Here is a 21,615-nt window from a genome sequence, read left to right on the forward strand (position 1 = left end):
GGTTTACGTGTCGCAAAGACCAACCCCATCGAGCCGCCCGCCCGGGAGTCCGCCGCGGACGGGCCTGCGCTCCCTTCCCCGGCCCGTGGCCGTGGTGGTGGGCGCCGGTGGCGTACTCGGAGCGGCGCACGTCGGTAGCGGGTACGCGCTGGAACGGCGCGGATTCATCCCGGACATGATCATCGGAACGTCGGTGGGTGCTCTCAACGGAGCCATCGCCGCCGCCCACCCCGACAGAGCCGCGCCGTGGCTGGACCACGTATGGACCCAGTTGCACCGCCGTGAGGTCTATCCGCTGGGCCATCGCCTGTTGTCACGGGCCAGCGTCTTCACCGATCGCGGCCTGCGCCGGCTGATCGCCCGGGCCGAACTGCCGTCGCGGATCGAGCAGTTGTCGATCCCGTTCACCGCGGTGGCCATGGACCTGGACACCGGCGGTCCGGTGCTGCTCGACCACGGCGACCTGGAGTCCGCGCTGCTGGCCAGCGCGGCCATCCCCGGGATGCTGCCCCCGGTGGATCGTGAGGGGCGAGTGCTCGTCGACGGCGGGGTGATCGCCTACGTCCCGGTACTGGCGGCCCTGCGGGCCGGGGCGGCGAGCGTGGTGGTGCTGTCGACCGGTCCGGAGAGCGCACCGTTGCGCCCCACCACCCCACGCCGACGTGCCAGTGCCATCGCCGCCAGGGCCGGAACCCTGTTGTTGCACCACCAGATCGAGCGTGACCTGCACGAGGTGTCCCAGCACATCCCGACCGTCGTGCTGCCGACCGGAATCGAGACCTGGCCCGCTCCGTGGGACTTCCGCCAGGCCCAGCGCCTGATCCAGACCGCGTCCCGCACGGCGGGGCGCTTTCTCGACGGGCTGTGCGTCAGCGGTCCGGGCCTGTACCGGCTCGAGGGCGCTCCGATGGCATCCGCCGGTCCGGGCGAGGCATCCACTTCTTCCATTTCAGGGGTTGACCTGTGAGTACCATCGCGTTCCTCAACATCGGCATGCACGGGCACGTCAACCCGACGCTGCCGGTGGTGGCCGAGCTCGTCCGGCGCGGCCACACCGTGACGTACCACGCCCCACCCGCGTTCCGCGAGGAGATCGAAGCCGCCGGCGCGACGGTGTACCCCTACCCCGGGGGCGACCAGCCGCTACCCGACCCGCCGACGCCGGCCATGTTCATAGAGACGCTCGGGGGTGCCGCCGTCCGCCTGCTGCCCGCTGTGCTCACCGACCTGCGCCGCGTCCGACCCGACCTGATCGTCCACGACAGCGACTGCCTGTGGGGCGCGATCGCCGCCCGCGAACTCGAGGTGCCTGCGGCTTCGTCGTTCACCACGTTCGCCTACAACCGGCACGTCCCCAGCATCACCCGCCCCTCGTGGGACCTGCTGGCCGCGGCGCTGGCCCGGCCCCGCGGCCTCCAGGCCTACCTTCGGTCCCGCTGGAGTCTGCGTCGCCGCTTCGACACGCGTGGACTGCCACTGGTCGACCTGATAAACATCCGCCAGCCGCTCAATCTGGTCTACACCTCGCGGGCGTTCCAGCCCGCGGCCGAGGAATTCGACCCGTCCTACCGGTTCGTCGGACCAAGCGTCGGGGCCCGTCCCGTCGACCCGTCGTTTCCGGCCCAACAGCTGCGCGAGCCGGTCCTGTACGCCTCGCTGGGCACGGTGTTCAACGCCGCCCCGCAACTGCTGCGCACCTTCGCCACCGCGCTCGCCCCGCTGGGCGGGACCGTGATCATCGCCACCGGGCAGACCGATCCCTCCGCTCTGGAGCCCTTGCCGGCCAATGTGCTCGCCCGTCGCTTCGTACCGCAACCGGAGGTATTGGCCCGCGCGGCGCTGTTCGTCACCCACGGCGGGATGAACAGCGTCAACGAGGCCCTGTACGCCGGGGTTCCGATGCTGGTGGTCCCGCAGGGTGCTGACCAGCCGATGGTGGCCGGGCAGGTCGCCGGGCTCGGCGCCGGACTGTCGATGCGCACCCAGGACGTCACCGAGGCCTCCGTACGTACCCTCGCCCGGCGCCTGCTGGACGACCCCTCGTTCCAGGCAACCGCAGCGAATCTGAGGGCCGCCCAGCGGGAGGCGGGGGGATACCTGCGGGCCGCCGACGAACTCGAGCGATACGTGGACACCGCCGGCTCGGTCGGTCGGCGGGCTTCCGCCGATCCGGCACCGCGAGGCTGAGCCATGTCACCTGTCGTCGTCCTGCTGCTGTTCGCCGGGCTGTCCGAGGCCGCCGGGCGCATCCTGCCCATGGTGGCGCGCCGGCCCGGCATGTCGCGCGCATCTGTGTCCGGGTTGCTCCTGGCCGGTGGCATGGCGGAGGGTGCTGTGTTCGCCCTGTGGCCGCTGACCGCCGAGACCCTGGCCGAGCTGGTGCGGTCCCCTCCCCCGCCAGGCGGCGGGGTGGTGTGGACACCCCGCCTGGTCGCCCCGCTGGTGCTCGCCGCCGTCCTTGCGTTTCCCTTGCTCGGGCCCCTGTTCCACCTGCTGCTGTTCGTCGGGGTCGGAGCCGGTCTCGCCGGTCCGCTCGCCGCGGCGACCGGGCTGGGCTGGTGGTCCGCCGCCGGTTGTGTGGCCGTCGCCGGAGTGGGCCTGGGGCTTGCTGTGGAGACTGCGCGGCGCCTGGTCGTGAGAATCAGTGCGCCCAGGATTCCGGAGCCGATCGCATGAACGACCTTCTGCTCTGGGTCTGCGTGCTGGGGCCGGTTCTGCTCGTCGAAGCCCTGCTGGCCCGCTACGAGGTGCTGGCCTACAGCGCCGGCTGGCGGAGCCCTGTCACCGAGCTCCCGGCGGGTGTGCCCTATGCACGGGGTGCGGCCCCTGACAGTCCGCCGGTTGCCTACCTCGTCTACCTGGACGGCATCGGCAAGCGCCGCTCCCGCGACACCCGTGACGGCGGCCAGCTGGTCAGGGCCGTGCTCGCCGGAGCGCCGGAGCTGCGCGTGCTGGGTCAGGTGCAGCCCTACTCACCACTGGCGGAACCGCTTGCCGACCGGCCTGTGTGGTCGTGGGTGGGCCGCCGAGTCGGTCTGCTGCTGTTCCTGCACAATGTCATGCAGACCTTCGTCGCCGCCGACCACCGGTACCGTCCTCTGTACGACCGGGCCGTCGGCTCTCAGATCGCCGCCCAGCTCCGGCTTGCCGGCTACGAGCCCGGCAGCGGTATCCCCGTGGTGCTGCTCAGCTACAGCGGCGGCGCCCAGGTCGCCGCGGGGGCGGTCGACGCACTGCACGCCCGGCTGCGCTCCCCGCTTCTGCTGATCATGCTCGGCGGGTTCCACAATGGTGCCAACGACCTCACCCATGCCGTGCACGTGCATCAGCTCACCAGCGCGAACGACCGGATCGAGCGGGTCGGCACCTGGATGTTCCCGCAACGCTGGCGGCTGTTCCGCCACAGCCCATGGAATCGGGCCCTTCGTGCCGGGAAGATCACCGTGCACCGGCTCGACCCGGCCACCCACGTCGGACCGCGCAGCTACATCAGCCCGGAGGCGCGGCTGCCCGATGGCCGCAGCTACCTCGACCGCACCACTGACACCGTGATCGCCATCATCCGTGCCCGCTACGGCGCGACCGCGGCGACAGACGTCGACGACCTGTTGCCCTGACAACCGCCCGTGTGCGGCCCGGCAGGTGGCGGAACCGCTCAGCGCTCACCGGCCGGCCCCGGCCACAACGCCCGCACCGCGTCAGGCACCTCGGCCACCAGGGCCGGATCGAGCAGAGCCACTTGAAGGATGTAGCCGGGGAGCATGGAGACCATCGTTGAAGCGATCGCCTCAGCCGACACGTCCATGGGCAAGCCGCCGCGTTCCTGGTGGTCGCGGACCAAGGTGACCAGATTGGCGCGTATGCGGCCCATGAGATGGTCGAGCTTGCGCGCCAGGGAGCGGTTGCGCATGGCCTCCCCCCAGACCAGAACCGCGAGGCCGGCCACGTCTTCCTCCACGGACTTGACCCGGATCACGTCGAGCAGTTCCGCCATGACCGCCCCCATGGACCGGCCCTGCCGGTTGGTGGCGACGGCGAGCGTGATGTCGAGGACATCGCGCATGTTCTCCTCGGCGATCGCGAGGATCATCTCGTCCTTGCTGGTGAAGTGCCGGTACACCGCGCCCGCGGACAGCTGCGCCTCGGCGAACAGGTCCTGCATGGACGTGGAGTGGAAACCGTCACGGAGGAAACAACGGCGCGCCGCGTCCAGGATCTGCGCACGGCGGGCGTCCATGTGCTGCTGGGTGACCTTGGGCATGAGACCAGCGTAACAAAGAAAACGAACATTCGTGTTGACGTTTGCCGACGCGACGGGCCACACTGGAGAGATAAAAAAACGATCATTCTTTTTTAGGAGAGGGCGGGTTGTGAGGAACCCCTTGTCGCGTCACCGGACATGGCGGGAAGTGGCCATCGCCGCCGTGGCACTGCCCATAGCGATCACTCTGGCGGTGATGGCGTTCGCCTGGCCGGCGGCTCGGACCTCGCCGCGCGACGTCCCGGTCGGGATCGTGGGCACCGGGCCGGCCAGCCAGCACGCGGTGGAGGGACTGACCCGTGCGAAGCCCGGCGCGTTCGACTTCCACCTCTATGCCGACCAGCAGGCCGCGCGATCGGCGATCAAGAACCGGGATGTCTACGGCGCCTTCGCGATCTCCGGGCACGGCATCACCGTGCTGAAGGCCACCGCCGCCGGCCCCTCCGTGGCCCAGCTGCTGACCGATGTCGGACAGCAGCTGGCCGACAGGGCCACCCAGCAGATCACACAGCAGAAGGCCGCCCAGCAGAAGGCCGCCGCCGCACATTCCCGGGCGAAGACCCACAAGCAGGCAGCCGCCCGGCAGGGAGCCGCCGGTGCCGACTCCTCGGTGAAGATCCTCGTGAAGGCGGTCGACGTGGTGCCCGTCGCCACAGAGGACCCCCGAGGTGCCGTGTTCAGCTCATCGGTCTTCCCGCTCACGATCTGCGGCATCCTGATCGGGGCCTTCGTCACGATGGCTCGCGGCCTGGCCCGCCCGCGGCACCGAGTGCTGACACTTCTCGTCGCATGCGCCGTCGCGGCCCTGGGCATCTATCTGGTGGCCCAGGGCTTCCTCGGGGCGCTGCCGCACCATCCCGTGGCCACCTGGGCGATTCTCTCGCTCGACCTGCTCGCCATCAGCGCCACCGCCGCCGGCGTGATCCGGCTCGTCGGGCCGGGGGGCCTTGGGCTCAGCGCCGCGCTCATGGTCTTCGTCGGGAACGCCTTCTCCGGCGCCACCTCCGCCCCGGAGATGCTCCCCGAGGGTGTGGACCACGTCGGCCAGTGGCTGCCCCCCGGCGCCGGAGCCAGCCTGCTCCGCGACACCACGTACTTCGACGGCAACGCCGGTGCCGGCCACCTCGCCGTCCTCGCCCTGTGGAGCGTCTGCGGGCTCACGGCAGTCATGTGCGGCCACTGGGTCACCGGGGAAGCCCGCGGCACGAAGACCGGTGCGACGGCTTCCGGGGAGCTGCTCCCGGCCTTGGCGGGATCCGGCGCCGCTCTGCCGGTGCGGCGGCACGCGCACACCCACGCCCGTCGCCATGACGGTGACGGCTGATGGCGAGCGCCTTACGGCGTCCCGGCAGACACCCGGGCCGGCTCCCGTCCCGCCCCATGACCACGACCACGGAATACCGCGCGAGGTGTTGAACCGCGATGCCTCGCCCCGTACCGGAGCGGACACGCACCATGACCACCGACAGCTCTCCGGCCATCACCCGGGCCTTCAACCTGCTCAGCAGACGCTGGAACGGCCTGATCCTCATGGCTCTGGCCAAAGGCCCGGCCGACTTCGCACATATTCGCGAGCGCGTCAGCGGCATCAATGACCGCATGCTCGCCCAGCGCCTTCAGGAACTGACCGCGATCGACCTCGTCACCCGGGACGTCCGGCCGGGGCTGTCGTCGCGCACCCGTTACGCCCTCTCTCCGCACGGCAAGGCCTTCCTCATCCCCCTGGCCGTCTTGTTCTTGTGGGCGGAGGATCACCTGCCGGCGAGCGGCTCACCGGCATCGGATCAACCGGCCCCGCCAGGCCCCTGACCTGCCACCTGTACCGCTTTGCAATTTTTGTTACGTTTTGTAGCCCCCGACTGTCAGGGGGCGGGCATGGAGAGCAGAAGACGGAGATGGGTGACCTTGGACGTCTACGAGGCAGTCACGAGCCGAAGGGCCGTACGTGGATTCAGCGACCGGCCCGTCCCGCGGAAGGTACTGGAGCGGGTGCTGTCCGCGGCGGCTTGGGCGCCGTCCGGGTCGAACCTCCAGCCGTGGCACGTCTACGTGCTGGCCGGCCGGCCGCTCGCCGAACTCAAGGAGCTCGCCGGCGGGCGCGTAACGGCATGCGATCCCTGGGACGAGCGGGAATACGAGATGTACCCGTCCACACTGAAGTCCCCCTACCGCGAGCGCCGATCCGCCTTCGGTGCGGAGCGCTACAGCGCACTCGGCATCGCGCGCGAGGACTGGGAGGCGCGCCAGAGGGCCGCTTCCGCGAACTGGGACTGCTTCGGCGCGCCCGCCGCCCTGTTCTGCTACATCGACCGCGGTCTGGGCCGGCCCCAGTGGTCCGACGTGGGCATGTATCTGCAGACCGTGATGCTGCTGCTCCGCGCCGAAGGCCTGCACAGTTGCCCGCAGATGGCGTGGTCGGTCTATCGCAGGACCGTCGCGGAGGTCCTGTCGCCCCCGGACGACCTCGTCCTCTTCTGCGGCATGTCGATCGGATTCGAGGACGCCGCGGTGCCCTACACCCGTACGGGCCGAGCGCCGCTCGACGAGACGGTCACGTTCGTCGACGGGTAGTCGCCGTCCGGTCCGGTGACCAGGCCGCGCAGGACAGGACCGTACTCGGGGTGGGCGAGGGCGGAGGCCATCTGGGCGACGAGGTAGTCGGCGGGGTTGCCGGTGTCGTACCAGCGGCCCTTGATGACCTGCCCGTACGTGGCGCGGGTGGAGGAGTAGGCGTTGATGGCGTCGGTCAGGTAGACCTCACCGGTCCTGTGCTCGTACCAGCGGCGGGTCTGCTCGCGCAGTTCGTCGATGATGCCCGGGGTGACGACGTAACCCCCGATAGCCGCGTACGACGACGGGGCTGCGGCGGGCTCGGGCTTTTCGACCAGGCCGGTGATGCGCAGTCGGCCGTCTCCGAGGTCTTCTTCGACGACGGGCACGCCGTAGCGCTGGGAGTCGACGGGGTCCATCGGTATGAGGGCCAGCACCGGGCAGCCGGTCTGCTCATACGCGCGGATCAGCTGCTGGGCACGGGGGACCTCGGCCACGAAGACGTCGTCGGGCCACAGCACCAGCACCGGTTCGTCGCCGAAGGCACGGGCAGCGTTCAGCACCGGAGTGCCGTTGCCGTACGGACCGTACTGGTCGAGGTAAGTGATGTGGCCCTGGCGGCCCAGCTCCGCGACCTCCTCCACCGCGTCGGCACAGGCCGTCCTGCCGTCCTTGCGGAGCTGTTCCACGAGGGCGGGGTTGGGGCGGAAGTGGTCCTGGATGAGGCTCTTCCCTCCGGAGACGACGATGGTGATATCGGTGATGCCGGAGTCCACCAGCTCGCGCACCGTGTGCTCGATGACCGGTTTGTCACCGACCGGAAGCATCTCCTTCGGTATGGCCTTGGTCAGCGGCAGCAGGCGGGAGCCGAGTCCGGCGGCCGGGATCACGGCCCTGCGAATCGTCGGGGACATCATGCCTTCCTCCCTCGGGCAACCGTCTCAGTGGGCCGGGACGGATCACTCATGGCGGCCTTCCTGTCACAGCGTGGGCAGACGATGGGGAGGTATCCACCCCTTCACCTCACCTAGGACCGCGCTCATGCCACTTTCGTGACAGTACCGAGCACCGCGCCGAAGACAACACAACGCCGGACAAGGGTTCTTCGGGCAGGACCGTCCGGAGAAGCCGAGACCCGCATCACACAGTCCGGCTGTCACACCGTGCCGGGGAGTCCGGTCAGAAGTGCGTAACGGCGATTCTGCCAGGAGGACCCATGGACGCACGTCTCAACTACTACGGCAATCCCCTCGCGGGCAAGGTGCTGAAGCACCTGTTCTCGGCCAGCAAGGCGCTGTCGGACTCGACACTGCCGGCCACCGTTCAGCATCTGGTGGAGGTCCGCGCCAGCCAGATCAACGGCTGTGGCTTCTGCACCGACATGCACACCAAGGAGGCCGCGCACGCCGGGGAGACCTCGGTGCGGCTCAACCTGATCGCCGCCTGGCGGGAGGCGACGGTCTTCACCGAGGCCGAGCGCGCCGCGCTGGAGCTGGCCGAGCACGGCACCCGCGTCGCGGACGCGGCCGGCGGTGTCCCCGACGAGGTCTGGGCGAACGCCGTCAAGCACTTCGACGAGGACCAACTCGCCGCGCTGACGACCCTCATCGCCATCATCAACGCCTACAACCGCATCAACATCATCACCCAGCAGCCGGCCGGCGGCTACAAGGTGGGCATGTTCGGCTGAGCCGGTTCGCGCCCGATTGCCGCGGTGCGCTGCCCTCTCGAAGCTGCGGCTCGCCGAATTGTGGACGCCCCCGGCAGGGGGCAGGGTGATATGGGGACTCGCCGCGTGCAGGGCAAAGGCACGCGGCGTGTCACAGATACGGGCCGTGCTTTGTCTTCACAGTCAAGCATGTTGTCGTGAGCCCGGTATCGACGACGCGAGGTCGTCCACTCCGGGCAGGTATTCGGAGGTGTAACACAATGCATGAAATGCACGGAATGCATTCAGAGGACGGCTTCGGCCCCAAGATGCTGGCGGACGTCAAGCCGCCTTTCGTTCCCGAGGGCGCTTCGGGAATGACCGTCCTTGTCGAATGGGCCCCCGGTGACCCCGGGACTCCCCCGCACCGCCACTCGGGGCCGTGTTTCGGCTACGTGATCGAGGGCGCGGTCCGGTGGGAGCTCGAGGGTGAACCGGAGCACGTGATCAAGGCCGGTGAGACGTTCTGGGAGCCGGGCGGTGAAGTGATCCATTACCAGAACGGCAACGCCTCGTCGGACGCGCCGGCCAAGTACGTCGTGTTCATGATGTGCGCGCCGGGCCAGCCGATGCTCACGCTCGTCGACGACGAGGAACTGGAGAAGCGAGCACACCTGCGCGCCCCGCGGCCCACCGACTGACCGTCGCGCTGCGGGAGGACGCGGTAAGGCATGAGCGCCACCGATGTCGTGTACTGCATGCTGACAGCGCTGTTCGCGTCGGTGGCCGTCCGCGCACTGCGGTACGCCCTCGTGTCACGGCGTCTTCGATGGCGCAGCCGGGTGGACCATCTCCTCCACACCGCCATGGCCCTGGCCATGGCGGTGATGCCATGGAACTGCGGTTTCGCGCTGCCGGAGTTGCCGCTGGCGGCCTTCTTCACGGCTGCCGCCCTGTGGTTCCCGCTGGCCCCGGCCGGCCGTTGCCGGCAGTCGGGACTGACCGCGACCGCACAGCGGCTGCCGTACGCGGCCGGCATGGCCGCGATGGCCTGGATGACGCTCTCCATGGCGGGCCCCTCGCACAAGCCCCCGATGGTCACCGGAGTGCTGTCGCTGTACCTGCTCGCGTACGCTCTCTGGTCACTGACCCGCGGCATGCCCACGCTACGCGGCGTTTCGGCTGCCGCGGCCATGTCCACCAGCACGAATGGGCGCTACGGCTACTTCTGGGACGGATCGATGGCCCTGGGAACAGTCATCATGCTGCTCATGCACCCCTGACTGTTCGAAACTCCCGGTCAGGCGAGCCAGTCGGTGTAGTGGGTGGGGGCGAGGCGGGCGTCCTTGTCGGTGAGGACGTCGCCCTTGACGACGGCGAACATGCCGGCGGTGGGGTCGACGACGACCGTACGGTTGTCGCCCTTGTGGGACAGGGTGATCCGGCCCACCTCGTCCAGGGTGAGGATCTCGGGGCCGGCGACGTTGCGGATGCCGTTCAGCGGGGCGCCGGCGGCGACCTCCGCCACCGCGGCGGCCACGTCCCTGGCGGCGATGGGCTGGATGGGCGTGGCGGGCAGCCGGACGGTCTCGCCGTCGGCGGTCCAGGACAGGACCGCGTCCATGAACTCCATGAACTGCGTGGCCCGCACGATCGAGTAGGGGATCGGCCCGGCCGCGAGGATCTTCTCCTGGAGCGCCTTGGCCCGGTAGTAGTCCAGCTCCGGCACCTGGTCCGTGCCGACGATCGACAGGACGACGAAGTGACCGACGCCGCCCTTGTGCGCCGCGGCCAGGAGGTTGTCCATCGAGGTCTGGAAGAAGGCCAGGGAGGCTTCGTCGAAGGTCGGGGAGTTCGTCAGGTTGACCACGACGTCGGCCCCCGCCACCGCTTCCTCCAGCCCCTGGCCGCTGATGATGTCGACCCCGGTGGACTGCGAATGCGGCACCGCCTCGTGCCCGGCGGCGTTCAGCTGCTTGACCACCTGCGACCCGATGAGCCCGGTACCACCGATGACTGCGAACTTCATGACATGCCCTTTCGCCGGAAGTAAGTCCGAAGTGAGGCATAAGACACTATATGGGCGCAGAATGGGTTCGGCCCGGACACGAATCCGCGGACCCCGGTTCCACCGCGTTCCTGCTCTGCCGGATGACCTCCTGGACGTGAAGCTCGATCTCCTGCGGGTCCAGGCCGAGCACCTTTCCTATGTGCACCGCCCAGACCTCGGCGCGGAGATCGGTCTCGAAATCCAGATCGGCCCTGACGTTCTCACGAGCGTCATGCCTGTTCTGGCTCACCATCACGAAGGTGGACAGGAAGATGGCCTCCAGGCTCACGATCATGGTGAGCAGCCCGAAAGGGTAGGGGTCGAAGACCGCCGCGGAGCCGAAAAGCCTGAGGTTGAGGGCGATCCACACCGCGAACCAGACGGCATGGACGTACACGAAGGTCATCGTGCCGGCGAAGGCCGTGATCCCGTCCGCGAACCGGTCCTGCGACGTGCGCATCCTCGCGAACACCAGCCGTTCGTGGCGCAAGCGGAGGTCTCCGGAGTGAACGGTCATTTGCTGCCCCATTCCCGTGTGCTTCACCTGGCTGGAGGTATGACCACGAAGCCCACGCAGTTGTGACGGCCGGCTCCTGTCCCGCCCAGGAGTGCTCGCCACAGGAGCGTCCACGAGAGGTGTCACAGATTCCGGAACATCCTGGTCCTACTGACTGACAATCCCTCGGCGACCGGAGTAGATCGTGGCTATCACCGAACAACGTATTTCCACCATGGTGCTGGTGATCGGAACCGGAGGCGCCGGACTGCGAGCAGCGATCGAACTGGCCGAGGCCGGTGTCGACGTCCTCGCGGTCGGCAAGCGCCCCAAGGAGGACGCGCACACGGCGCTTGCCGCCGGAGGGATCAACGCCGCCCTGGGCACCATGGATCCCGAGGACAGCTGGCAGCAGCACGCCGCCGACACTCTCAAGGAGAGCTATCTGCTCGCCGATCCCCGCACCGTGGAGATCGTCACCCAGGGCGCCGCTCGCGGCATCGGCGACCTGGAGCGGTACGGCATGGCCTTCGCCCGGGAGGAGGACGGCCGGATCTCCCAGCGCTTCTTCGGCGCGCACAGGTTCCGGCGGACCGCCTTCTCCGGCGACTACACCGGCCTGGAGATCCAGCGCACGCTGATCCGTCGCGCGAACCAGCTGAAGGTCCCGGTGCTCGACGGCGTCTACATCACCCGGATCCTCGTCCACGACGGCGCTGTCTTCGGTGCCTACGGCTTCGATCTCACGAACGGGACGCGCTACCTGATCCATGCCGACGCCGTCATCCTCGCGGCGGGCGGCCACACCCGCATCTGGCGGCGCACGTCCTCGCGACGCGACGAGAACACGGGCGACTCCTTCCGTCTGGCCGTGGAGGCCGGGGCCCGCTTGCGCGACCCGGAGCTCGTGCAGTTCCACCCTTCCGGGATCATCGAGCCGGAGAACGCGGCCGGCACCCTCGTCAGCGAGGCCGCGCGAGGTGAGGGCGGCATCCTGCGCAACGCGCTCGGGGAACGGTTCATGAACCGCTACGACCCCGTCCGCATGGAGCTGTCCACCCGCGACCGCGTCGCTCTGGCCTCCTACACGGAGATCAAGGAAGGGCGCGGCACGCCCAAGGGCGGCGTGTGGCTCGATGTCTCCCATCTGCCCCGGCAGACGATCATGACGCGGCTCCCCCGCGTCTACCAGACCCTGCTCGATCTGCAGATGCTGGACATCACCCGCGAGCCGATCGAGATCGCGCCCACGGCTCACTATTCGATGGGCGGTGTGTGGGTACGTCACGAGGACCACAGCACCGACGTGCGCGGCCTGTACGCCATCGGGGAGGCGTCCAGCGGCCTGCACGGCGCCAACCGCCTCGGCGGGAACAGCCTCATCGAACTGCTGGTCTTCGGCCGCATCACGGGTCAGGCAGCCGCCGCCTACTCGCAGTCGCTGACCGCCCAGCCGCGGTCGGCATCAGCCATCGCACAGGCCCGCTCGGAGATCGACGATCTCCTCGAGGCCGACGGACCGGAGAACGTCCGCGCCCTGCAGCGTGCCATCCGCAACACCATGACCGAGCACGCCGGAGTCGTACGCGACGAACAAGGCCTGCGTGCCGGGCTGGCGGAACTCTCGGTGATCGAGAAGCGGATGGAGGACGTCGGCGTGCACCCGGACATCGCGGGCTTCCAGGATCTCGCGCACGCCTTCGACCTCAAGTCCGCGGCCCTGTCGGCCCGCGCCACCCTCGAAGCAGCGCTGGAGCGTCGCGAGACTCGCGGCTGCCACAACCGCAGCGACCACCCCCAGCTGGACCCCGCTCAGCAGGTCAACCTCGTGTGGTCGCCCACGACCGGTATCACCCGCGAGAGCATTCCGGCCATCCCCGACGAGATTTCCTCCCTGATGGCCGAGGTCTCGACCGCTGGCAAGCTCGTCGAATAGAGCGATGTCACAAGTGGAGCCGCTGCCCGGTCTCTCCTGGTGCATACCGAAAAAACCCACGAAAGGACACCGCCATGAAGGTGGTAGTGATCGGTGGAACCGGGCTCATCGGCTCGAAGCTGGTCGGCAAGCTCAACGAGTACGGGCACGAGGCGGTCGCGGCCTCGCCCAACACCGGGGTCAACACTCTGACCGGCGAAGGACTGGCCGAGGTGCTGCAGGGCGCGTCAGTCGTGGTCGACGTGTCCAACTCCCCCTCGTGGGGCGACGAGGAGGTCATGAACTTCTTCCGCACCTCGACCGGCAACCTCCTGAAGGCCGAGGCGAACGCCGGCGTGACGCACCACGTGGCGCTGTCCGTGGTCGGCACCGACCGCCTCCAGGACAGTGGTTACTTCCGCGCCAAGCAGGCGCAGGAAGAACTGATCAAGGCCTCCGACATCCCGTACTCCATCGTTCACGCCACGCAGTTCTTCGAGTTCGTGAGCGGGATCGCGGACATCTCGACCGAGGGCGACACCGTGCGCCTGGCACCTGTCAAGTTCCAGCCCGTCTACTCCGACGACGTCGCCGCGGCCGTCGGCCGCACCGCGGTCGGCGCACCGGTCAACGGCGTGGTCGAGGTCGCCGGCCCCGACGTGTTCCAGCTCGACGAGCTCATCCGTCGGATACTCGGCGACAAGAACGACGCCCGCACGGTCGTCACGGACCCGGGTGCCCCGTACTCCGGTGCCGGGCTGACGGAGACCACCCTCGTGCCGGGTCCTGACGCGCATATCGCCGAGACCCGGTTCGCCGACTGGCTCGTGCGGCAGCAGTAGGCCTCCCTGCGGGGTGGTCCCCGGCGGCAGACGGGGGCCGCCCCGCCGCGGCCTCACCTCACGGCTGACGGGCGGGCGACGTTTCGCTTCCCTCGCCGGCGCGTCACGCCGGGGCGCTGGAGACGTCGGATCTGGGCTGTTCATCGTGGAGAGCGGCGAGTGCGGCGGCGAGCCTGCCCCTGCCGGTGATGCCGAGGCGTGGATAGATGCGATACAGATGCGCGCCCACGGTCCGGTGCGAGATGAACAGGCGCTGGCCGATCTCCCTGTTGCTCAGCCCCTGTGACGCCAGCACGGCTATCTGCATCTCCTGGGCCGAGAGCTGCTCGCCGGTGTTCGCGCAACGTCGGCTGCTCGACTCGCCGGTGGCACGCAGTTGCTCGCGGGCCATCTCGGCCCAGGGCCGCGCACCGGCACGGTCGAACTCGTCGCGGGCGAGTCGAAGCGGGTGCCGGGCGTCCACATTGCGGCGTTGGCGGCGCAACCAGCGGCCCTGGTGCAGATGCAGCCGGGCACGTGACAGGGTCCAGTCGGCCGGCAGTGCGGTGAGGGCCGCGGCAAAGCGCTCCTCCGCTGCGTCGTCCGGAGCCAGCACCGTGTCGGTGTAGGCGTGCGCCACCGCCATCATTTCCGAAGGCAGCTGTCCGGCCAGCTCCGGAAGGCCGGACAGCAGTTCCCGGGCCTGCTGCACGGTGCCCGCGGCGACCGCGGCATCGGCCAGGTCCGGTGCGAGCAGCCAGCGACTCACCGAGTGGTAGTGCGGGTCACCGGGATCGAACGCACGAGCGAGAAGGTGGTATGCCTCCATCGCGCGGCCGTCGAAGAGAGCGAGCAGGCCGTCGGTCTGCTGTGCCATCACGGTGACGAACGGCATGCCCGGGAACAGACTGTGCGTGCGTAGTTCGCGGACCGTCCGCGCTGCCTGTTCGGCTTCTCCGCGCAGCGCCGCCACCAGGCCGGCCGTAGCCTTCAGTCCCAGCCAGACGATCCATTCCCCGGTCTCCTCGGCCAGGGTCAGCCCCTCGGCGGACTCCTCGCGAGCTCGCTCGAGACGGCCGAGGTACACCTGCGGCCAACTGGCGGCCAGCGAACGGGCGAGCAGCCCGAGCCGGCCCTGCGACCGCCATGCCGCGGCCGCCAGCGCGAGGTAATGGGCCGCGCGGCTGATGTCACCGATGACCATCGCGCCACTGCCGAGAAAATGCAGGCTCCGGCCGTCCTGACGGTTTGCCCGGATTCTGTCGAGCCGTGCGATCACGTCGGCCCCGTACTGGTACGGCTCGGTGTACGCCCGCACCGTCAGCACGTGGGGGGAGTCCGGATCAGGATTCCATCGGTCCAGTTCCGCTGCGGCCCGAGCACGCACCTGAGCATCGCCGTCCTGGAAGAAGCATCGTGCGCCGGCGCGCCACAGCAGGTTCTCCGCGACGTCTTCGGCTCCCGCGTCGAACGCTCCGGCCGCCGCCGTGACCATGTCCTGGATCCGTCGCTGCGGCTCGCCCGGTTCGAAAGCAGAACTGTCGGACACCACCATGAGGCGGGCCCGCTCCACCCGGCCCAGCGCGCTCTTGTCGGTGCGGTCCAGCAGCTTCTGGACGCCGATGCGGTCGTTGATCTCGCTGGACAGCTCGGCCGCCCGGACCAGGATGCCGGTCCGGCGCTGCGAATCGGCGACCAGGTCGGCCGCCTGGCGCAGCGCCGGGACGGCGGCCGCCACCTTTCCTCGGGCCTGCGACTCATCGGCGAAACGCTCGAGTCTGGCGGCCAGCTTTTCGTCCGGCCCGATGGTGGCCGCTGCCTCGTGGGCGAGTTGATGCTCCGGGCTGTCGTCCATCACCGATGCGAGGGCACGGTGGGTGGCCAGCCGGTCGGCGAGCGTAGCGTGGGTGTAGATCGCCGTGCGCATCAGCGGATGGCGGAACTCGGCGGTGTAGCCGACCAGGCTGACCAGATCCGCGTCGACCGCCTCCTGCACCGCATCGACGGAGACCGCCGAGCCGGAGAGGCGACTCGACACGTCCAGCAGCAGGTTCAGGGGCGCCGCCGGCTCGGCGGCCATGACCAGGAGCAGCGTGCGACACTCCCGGCTCACCGCATCGGTACGCGCGGAGAACGCATCCTCCAGGCGCTGGGTCAGCGGCAGGTCGTCCATCTGCGTGCTCACGCCCTGCACCGCCTTGGGCAGCTCCACCAGGGCCAGCGGATTGCCCGCGGCACGCTCCAGGATGAGCGCCCGCAACGGCGCCGGCAGGTCGGGCTTGCTGACATCGAGCAATTCGGCTGCGGCCGGCGGGCCGAGCGGTTCCAGAGGGAGGTCCAGGAGCACGTACGACTCGGAGTACTGGATCCGGGAGGCGGCGATCACCTGTATGGCGAGGTCGCGGGTGCGCCGGGCGACGAACTTCAGCACGTCCCTGCTGGAGGAATCGATCCACTGCACGTCGTCGACCAGCAGCAGGAGCGGCTGCCGGTTGGCCGCGTCGGCGAGCAGCTCGAGCACGGCCAGTGCGACCCGGTATATCTCGGGCTCGGTGTCCCCGGCTCCGAACACGCCGCTCAGCGCCGACCGGTGCGGAGCCGCCAGGTCCTTCATGCCACGGGTGACCGGTTGCAGCAGCAGCTGCAGCGCGGCGAACGGCAGCCACTGCTCGGGCTGCACCCCGGACGTGCGGAGCACCTGGAAGCCGCTCCCGGTGGCCTCGGCCCCGAGCGTGCGCAGCAGAGCCGACTTGCCGACACCAGCGGCACCATGGACGAGCAGCGCACTGCCGTGCCCGGCCGCGGCGTCCGCCAGCAACCCCCGCAGGGTGCGCAGCTCCTTGTCCCGTCCGATCATCGTCGCGTGCGGACCGGAACGGGCCGGGCGGAAACCATGGCTGGAAGCTCAGGCAGGACCGGACGATCACTGATCGGCACAGCAGGCGTCGGGCACAGCACGTGAAGCTTCCTTCGTCAACGGGTAGTTCCCACCGCCATCGTACCCGTCAGGTGCCGCCTCTCATATGACCGGTGCAGTCGTCATGCATCATCCGGCAAGTGGCTCACCCGAATTTCGACACCCACATGACGACTTTCTTCTCCAAGGGGCACGGCCTCGAACGTGCGGTGCAGGAATTCGTCGATCACCACCGCCGATGTGGCTACGACAAACTTTTCCCAGCCCGACCTGAATGACATGTACACCAACCCGTGACCGCGGATTTCTTCAGGCCACACCTGGACGTCGCCGAGGCCTGCGAGGCGCCGTCGACCCGCAACAAGGAGTTCGCGCCCGAATTCCCACTCAATGGCCACGTCGGTGCCCGCGTTGAATGCCATGGATACTGAATACGGCTCCGCGCTGTCGTACCGGAGATCTGTCATGACCGGCAACGCCGCCTCCTCTTCGACAAGAGCGACGACCGTCCGGCACGTCACCGGCTCGGGCCGGGTGTCCCGCCCGCTCATACTTCGTCCTCTCTCGTCTTCCCGCCACGGCGGCTGCTCCTCCAAGCCTGGGACCGGCGGAGGCCTGATGCATCAGTCAAGTGACTGTGAGCGGCCTGCCTGGCCGGCCCAGACGCACAACATCCACACGTTTTCGATGCCACGGCCGCAGCGACACGTCACACCTGTCACAAAACAGTGGCCTCCACGGTCAGTAGGGCTGATGCGACGGGAGCAGGGCCCTGTGGGTGGTCCCGCCCCGCGGAGGAACGGAGACAGAAGGATCATGCATCCCGAGACACCCCCCGCGGACGATGCCCTGGACGGGGCCGTGTCCGTCTTCGTGGGACTCCGGCCACGCCTCTTCGGAATCGCATACCGCGTACTGGGCAGCGCGGTCGAGGCCGAGGACGTGGTGCAGGAGGTGTGGCTGCGCTGGCAGAAGACGGACCGCTCGGTGGTCGTCAGCCCGGCGGCCTTTCTGTCCAGCACCACCACCCGGCTGGCGATCAACGTGGCCCAGTCCGCCCGGGTGCGGCGCGAGACCTACATCGGCCCCTGGCTGCCCGAACCCGTCGACACCAGCAGCGATCCCGAGGTGGGCGCCCAGCGGGCCGAAGCCCTGGAACTCGCGATCCTGCTCGTCCTGGAGAAGCTGACCCCCACGGAGCGGGCCGCATACGTATTGCGCGAGGCGTTCGACTACGCCTACGCCGAGATCGCCGAAATCCTCCAGCTGACCGTCGTCAACGTCCGCAAGATCGTCAGCCGCGCCCGCACACACCTCGGCGCGGAGCACCGCGGGAATGTCGACGCCGCCGAACACCGGCGCCTGCTGGAGACGTTCGTGGCGGCGGCGCAGAACGGCGACATCGCCTCCTTGGAAGCGCTTCTCACCCCGGATGCCGTCAGCCTGTCCGACGGCAACGGCATACGCGGCGCCGCGCGCGTGCCGGTACTGGGGCGCACCCGCGTGGCGAACCTTTCGACCGCGTATCCGAGGTTCTGGGGCGAGGTGGAGGTACGGTCCGTCGAGGCCAACGGACGCGGTGGGGTGCTGCTCCACCGGGACGGCCGCCCCTCGACCTTCATGACCGTCGCGGCCTCGCGCGAGGGGATCCACCGGGTCATGTGGGTGTTCAACCCGAGCAAGATCGCCGCTTTCCTCGACTCCCGCTCGCGGTACGCGACCGCGTCGGGCACACCAACCCGCAGTTCCTGCCTATGATGTTGCGTGGTACTGGCAGCGAGTCGAATGACATGTCGTGGCACGGGGCACGGGCGCGACCACAGGGTTGAGGGGCGAGAGGAACACATGGTGTCTGTAACCCACACTGCGCACGAGATCGAGGTCACCGCCGAGAGCCTCCAGGACGACCTGGCTCGGCTGGAGGTCCAGAAGCAGGCCCTGGAGCGGGAGTTGGCTGCGGTCAAGGCGCACCTCGGCTCCGTCCAGCGGGCCCTGGGCGCGCTGCAGACCCTCATGTCCGCCGCCGGGTCGGCACCGTCCGAAGCCGGCGGCGCCGCCCGCGTGGAGCCGCGACGGGAGCCGGCCGCGACGGCTCCCGTCGACGAGACCACGGCCTCCGACGAGGCGGGCGGTCAGCAGAAGTACGGCAAACTCACCGAGCAGATCCTGGACTACTTCGCCGGAGCCGGTGACACCGACGTCCGGGCCCGCGATGTCGCCGAGGCTCTCGGCCGTGCCACGGACAGCGGCAGCATCAACGCCGTGCGCAGCACTCTCGACCGCCTGGTCGGCACATCCCGGATCCAGCGCGCGGGCCGGGGTCTGTACCGCGCCGCGTAAATCTCCGCGTCCCCGATCCAGCGGGCGACTGCCCGTACGTTCTGCGCCGGCGACCGCTTGCACGCAGGATGTTGTGACACGGTGTTCAATGGTTGACGTCATGTAGGTGTGCATGACTATACCTTCTGTGTATAGTGCGGGCATGCCGGCAGGCGGGTTCCACGCCATGCCGCCCCCGTTCCGTACGGCCATGAGGAAGACAGTGAGCCCAGCCCGGCAAGATGCGCGTCATGCCGTCACCTCGAGAACCCCGCGCGGTGGGCGGCGTTTCGGAGGACTCCGCGCGCTCGGCCTCGGTGCCCGGCTCGCCCTGAGCGGCGGCCGGGACGGCAAGGTCCGCACCACCCTGACGGCCATCGGAGTCGGGCTCGGCGTCGCCGTGCTGTTGCTCGCCGCGTCGATCCCCACCGCCAGACACCACCGGGACGAGCGCATTCACCACCGTATCGACGTCAACCTCGACGACCGGGCCGTCAAGCCCTCGGCGGGCACTGTGCTGATCAGTGACATCGACACCGTGTTCCGGGACAAGAAGATCCGGGGCCGCATGGTGCAGCCGGAGGGGTCCGGCGCACCGCTTGCGCCCGGACTCCGGCGTTATCCACGGCCCGGAGAGATGGTCGTGTCACCGGCACTGCGCAAGCTGCTGGCCGCACCGGGCAGCGAACTGCTGCGCGAGCGCCTCGCCCACCCCGTCGTGGGCGAGGTCGGCGACCCGGGCCTGCTCGACCCCGGTGAGTACGTCTTCTACCTGGGCGGAGACCACATGGTGAACGGCGTCGCGGGCACGCGGCGACTGGACCACTTCGGCAAGGTCTACCCGAAGAAGCCCCTCTCCCCCGAACTCGCCCTGCTCGGCATCGCGGGGATCGTCGTACTGCTCGCCCCGGTCGGTGTGTTCATCGCCGCGGCCGTCCGGTTCGGCGGTGAACACCGGGACCGGCGGCTGGCCGCCCTGCGGCTGGTCGGCGCGGACCGCCGGATGACGGCCGGCATCGCCGCGGGCGAGACGCTGGTCAGCGCGCTGGCAGGGGTCGCACTGGGCGCGATCCTGTTCATGACGGGCCGCCGGTTCATCGGGCTGGTGGAGGTACAGGGGCTGGCCGTCTTCACCGAGGATCTCACTCCGCAGCCCCTACTGGCGGCCCTCACGGTCGTCGGCGTCCTCGCACTCTCCCTCGTCGTCACGCGGATGGCGATGGACAAGGTGGCCGTGGAGCCCCTCGGAGTCGTCCGCAGGTCCGGCGGGACCACCCGGCGCCTGTGGTGGCGTATCACCCTTCCCCTGCTCGGACTGGTCCTGCTGCGGACGTCCGTGCGGAACGCATCCGACCTGCACGACCCCATCACCGTCGTGCAGGTGGTCGCCGGCATGCTCGCGCTGCTCGTCGGGGTCACCGCCGTGCTGCCCTGGATCGTGGAACGCCTCACCGGGCTGTTCGGCGGCTTCGGTCCGCTGTCCTGGCAACTGGCGGTACGAAGGCTGCAGTTGAGCGGCGAGGCTGCCACCCGCTCGGTCAACGGGATCGCGGTCGCCGTGGCCGGTGCCGTGGCACTGCAGACCCTCTTCACCGGGATCACCCAGCAATCCGCGGACCGCACCACACCGGCGGCACACGGGTCCTCCGCGCCCCGCACGCAGGTCGGTTACGCCCGCCTCGATGACGGCAAGGCAGACGCGGAGCGGTACGCCTCGGTGTTCGCCGCGACTCCCGGTGTTCAACAGGCCGTTGGCTTCGGGGAGTTGTCCGTGAGTACGTCCGACGGCGCGTTCCCGCAGACGGTCCGCATAGCCGGCTGTGCCGGGTTGCGCCGACTGGCCGTGCTGCCCGCCTGTTCCGACGGGGACGCCTTCCTCGTCACCCCGGCCGGCACGCCCGGGGCGGACGACATGACCACGTGGAAGTCGGGCGTGACGCTGCGCATCGGCGCGGACGGCCCCAGCTGGAAAACCCCGCGCATCACCGCCACCGCCCACGCCACGAAGGCCGATCCACCAGGTGACTTCCCCGAGCGCATGCTGTTCGCCACCCCCGGGGCAGCTGGGCCGGTCGCGACCGCACACGCTGTCAGCACGGTCGACCTCACCTACCCGGCCGCAGGCAGGGACGTGCAGGACCGCATCCGCACCGCGGCCGCCCGGCTGGACCCCTCCTTCACCGTCGACTTCCCCGGACAGCCGCAGGGCAATCCGGCCCTCGACGGGATCAAGCGGGCCCTGCTCGCCGGGGTGGCGGCCGTCCTGCTGCTGATCGCCGCGAGCATGCTGCTCGGCGCGCTGGAACAACTCCGCGACCGCGCACGCGTCCTGGCCGTGCTGGTCGCCTTCGGTACCGGGCGGCGTACGCTCGGCCGATCCGTCCTCTGGCAGACCGCACTGCCCGTCGCGTTGGGGCTGCTCGTCGCGGAGCTGCTCGGGACGCTCCTCGGCGGCGCGCTGCTCGGTCTCGTGGGCAAGTCCGTGGTCTACGACTGGAGCACCCTGCCGGCCATGGCCGGCATCGGCGCGACCGCCGCCGTCGGCGTGACGCTGCTGACCCTGCCCACACTGTGGCGGTCGACGCGGCCGGAGGGCCTCCGCCACGAGTGAGCGGTCGTACCGTCGTGGTCCGGCATG

The 21,615-nt window shown here is 69.4% G+C and carries 21 protein-coding genes; 15 read left to right on the plus strand and 6 right to left on the minus strand.

What is annotated here, in order from left to right:
- The first annotated feature begins 85 nt into the window (after positions 1-85).
- The 4 genes from ACH45E_RS24045 to ACH45E_RS24060 are packed head-to-tail and all read left to right on the plus strand — an operon-like array spanning position 86 to position 3,617.
- Entirely contained in the window at positions 86-967 is an 882-nt protein-coding gene (locus tag ACH45E_RS24045; RefSeq protein ID WP_361451894.1) for a patatin-like phospholipase family protein, read from the plus strand.
- Positions 964-2,187: a macrolide family glycosyltransferase gene (locus ACH45E_RS24050; RefSeq protein ID WP_361451891.1), complete on the plus strand. Its 1,224-nt coding sequence runs from the start codon at positions 964-966 to the stop codon at positions 2,185-2,187. The genes ACH45E_RS24045 and ACH45E_RS24050 overlap by 4 nt, the downstream gene beginning before the upstream one ends.
- A gap of 3 nt (positions 2,188-2,190) precedes the next feature.
- Entirely contained in the window at positions 2,191-2,676 is a 486-nt protein-coding gene (locus tag ACH45E_RS24055) for a hypothetical protein (RefSeq protein WP_361451888.1), read from the plus strand.
- The gene (locus ACH45E_RS24060; RefSeq protein WP_361451886.1) at positions 2,673-3,617 is read left to right on the plus strand and encodes a hypothetical protein; all 945 of its coding nucleotides are present in this window, start codon (positions 2,673-2,675) and stop codon (positions 3,615-3,617) included. The genes ACH45E_RS24055 and ACH45E_RS24060 overlap by 4 nt, the downstream gene beginning before the upstream one ends.
- Positions 3,618-3,655: 38 nt before the next feature.
- On the opposite strand, the gene ACH45E_RS24065 is transcribed toward ACH45E_RS24060, so the two are convergent.
- Positions 3,656-4,261, minus strand: a complete 606-nt coding sequence (locus ACH45E_RS24065) for a TetR/AcrR family transcriptional regulator (RefSeq protein ID WP_361451883.1) — start codon at positions 4,259-4,261, stop codon at positions 3,656-3,658.
- 163 nt (positions 4,262-4,424) lie between these two features.
- On the opposite strand from ACH45E_RS24065, the gene ACH45E_RS24070 reads away from it, so the two are divergent.
- The 3 genes from ACH45E_RS24070 (at position 4,425) to ACH45E_RS24080 (ending at position 6,832) form a co-directional block, all read left to right on the plus strand.
- A complete protein-coding gene (locus ACH45E_RS24070) occupies positions 4,425-5,585 on the plus strand; it encodes an ABC transporter permease (protein ID WP_361451880.1) in 1,161 nt (386 codons plus the stop codon).
- 131 nt (positions 5,586-5,716) lie between these two features.
- Complete coding sequence (locus tag ACH45E_RS24075; RefSeq protein WP_361451877.1) at positions 5,717-6,070, plus strand: helix-turn-helix domain-containing protein; 354 nt, start codon at positions 5,717-5,719, stop codon at positions 6,068-6,070.
- Between the two features lie 96 nt (positions 6,071-6,166).
- Positions 6,167-6,832 (plus strand): nitroreductase, encoded by a 666-nt coding sequence (locus tag ACH45E_RS24080; protein WP_361451915.1) that lies wholly within the window; start codon positions 6,167-6,169, stop codon positions 6,830-6,832.
- Here ACH45E_RS24080 and ACH45E_RS24085 read toward each other — a convergent pair.
- A complete protein-coding gene (locus ACH45E_RS24085) occupies positions 6,775-7,725 on the minus strand; it encodes a sugar phosphate nucleotidyltransferase (RefSeq protein WP_361451912.1) in 951 nt (316 codons plus the stop codon). The two genes, ACH45E_RS24080 and ACH45E_RS24085, sit on opposite strands and share 58 nt — an antisense overlap.
- Positions 7,726-8,027: 302 nt before the next feature.
- Between ACH45E_RS24085 and ACH45E_RS24090 the strand changes: the two genes are divergently transcribed.
- From ACH45E_RS24090 to ACH45E_RS24100, 3 genes are all read left to right on the plus strand, one after another.
- A complete protein-coding gene (locus ACH45E_RS24090) occupies positions 8,028-8,501 on the plus strand; it encodes a carboxymuconolactone decarboxylase family protein (RefSeq protein ID WP_361451874.1) in 474 nt (157 codons plus the stop codon).
- 239 nt (positions 8,502-8,740) lie between these two features.
- A complete protein-coding gene (locus ACH45E_RS24095) occupies positions 8,741-9,160 on the plus strand; it encodes a cupin domain-containing protein (protein ID WP_399041412.1) in 420 nt (139 codons plus the stop codon).
- Positions 9,161-9,190: 30 nt separating this feature from the next.
- Entirely contained in the window at positions 9,191-9,742 is a 552-nt protein-coding gene (locus ACH45E_RS24100; RefSeq protein ID WP_361451871.1) for a DUF5134 domain-containing protein, read from the plus strand.
- Positions 9,743-9,759: 17 nt separating this feature from the next.
- Here ACH45E_RS24100 and ACH45E_RS24105 read toward each other — a convergent pair whose 3' ends face one another.
- Positions 9,760-10,488: an NAD(P)H-binding protein gene (locus ACH45E_RS24105; RefSeq protein ID WP_361451868.1), complete on the minus strand. Its 729-nt coding sequence runs from the start codon at positions 10,486-10,488 to the stop codon at positions 9,760-9,762.
- Between the two features lie 46 nt (positions 10,489-10,534).
- Positions 10,535-11,026, minus strand: a complete 492-nt coding sequence (locus tag ACH45E_RS24110) for a DUF1003 domain-containing protein (RefSeq protein WP_361451865.1) — start codon at positions 11,024-11,026, stop codon at positions 10,535-10,537.
- A gap of 214 nt (positions 11,027-11,240) precedes the next feature.
- Between ACH45E_RS24110 and ACH45E_RS24115 the strand changes: the two genes are divergently transcribed.
- Positions 11,241-12,941 (plus strand): FAD-dependent oxidoreductase, encoded by a 1,701-nt coding sequence (locus ACH45E_RS24115; protein ID WP_361451906.1) that lies wholly within the window; start codon positions 11,241-11,243, stop codon positions 12,939-12,941.
- A gap of 74 nt (positions 12,942-13,015) precedes the next feature.
- Positions 13,016-13,762, plus strand: coding sequence for an SDR family oxidoreductase (locus ACH45E_RS24120; RefSeq protein ID WP_361451862.1), 747 nt, complete (start codon positions 13,016-13,018; stop codon positions 13,760-13,762).
- A 103-nt stretch (positions 13,763-13,865) separates the two neighbouring features.
- Here ACH45E_RS24120 and ACH45E_RS24125 read toward each other — a convergent pair whose 3' ends face one another.
- Entirely contained in the window at positions 13,866-16,598 is a 2,733-nt protein-coding gene (locus ACH45E_RS24125) for an AAA family ATPase (RefSeq protein ID WP_361451859.1), read from the minus strand.
- A gap of 182 nt (positions 16,599-16,780) precedes the next feature.
- A complete protein-coding gene (locus ACH45E_RS24130; RefSeq protein ID WP_361451856.1) occupies positions 16,781-17,209 on the minus strand; it encodes an SsgA family sporulation/cell division regulator in 429 nt (142 codons plus the stop codon).
- A gap of 265 nt (positions 17,210-17,474) precedes the next feature.
- On the opposite strand from ACH45E_RS24130, the gene ACH45E_RS24135 reads away from it, so the two are divergent.
- From ACH45E_RS24135 to ACH45E_RS24145, 3 genes are all read left to right on the plus strand, one after another.
- Positions 17,475-18,416, plus strand: coding sequence for a sigma-70 family RNA polymerase sigma factor (locus ACH45E_RS24135; RefSeq protein ID WP_361451853.1), 942 nt, complete (start codon positions 17,475-17,477; stop codon positions 18,414-18,416).
- 87 nt (positions 18,417-18,503) lie between these two features.
- On the plus strand, positions 18,504-18,998 hold the full coding sequence (locus ACH45E_RS24140; RefSeq protein ID WP_361451850.1) for a hypothetical protein: 495 nt from the start codon (positions 18,504-18,506) through the stop codon (positions 18,996-18,998).
- Positions 18,999-19,188: 190 nt separating this feature from the next.
- Complete coding sequence (locus ACH45E_RS24145) at positions 19,189-21,588, plus strand: FtsX-like permease family protein (RefSeq protein WP_361451847.1); 2,400 nt, start codon at positions 19,189-19,191, stop codon at positions 21,586-21,588.
- Positions 21,589-21,615 lie beyond the last annotated feature (27 nt).

Origin of the sequence: Streptomyces sp. NPDC020299 (assembly GCF_044387825.1) — a bacterium.
In the GTDB taxonomy this organism is placed as follows: domain Bacteria; phylum Actinomycetota; class Actinomycetes; order Streptomycetales; family Streptomycetaceae; genus Streptomyces.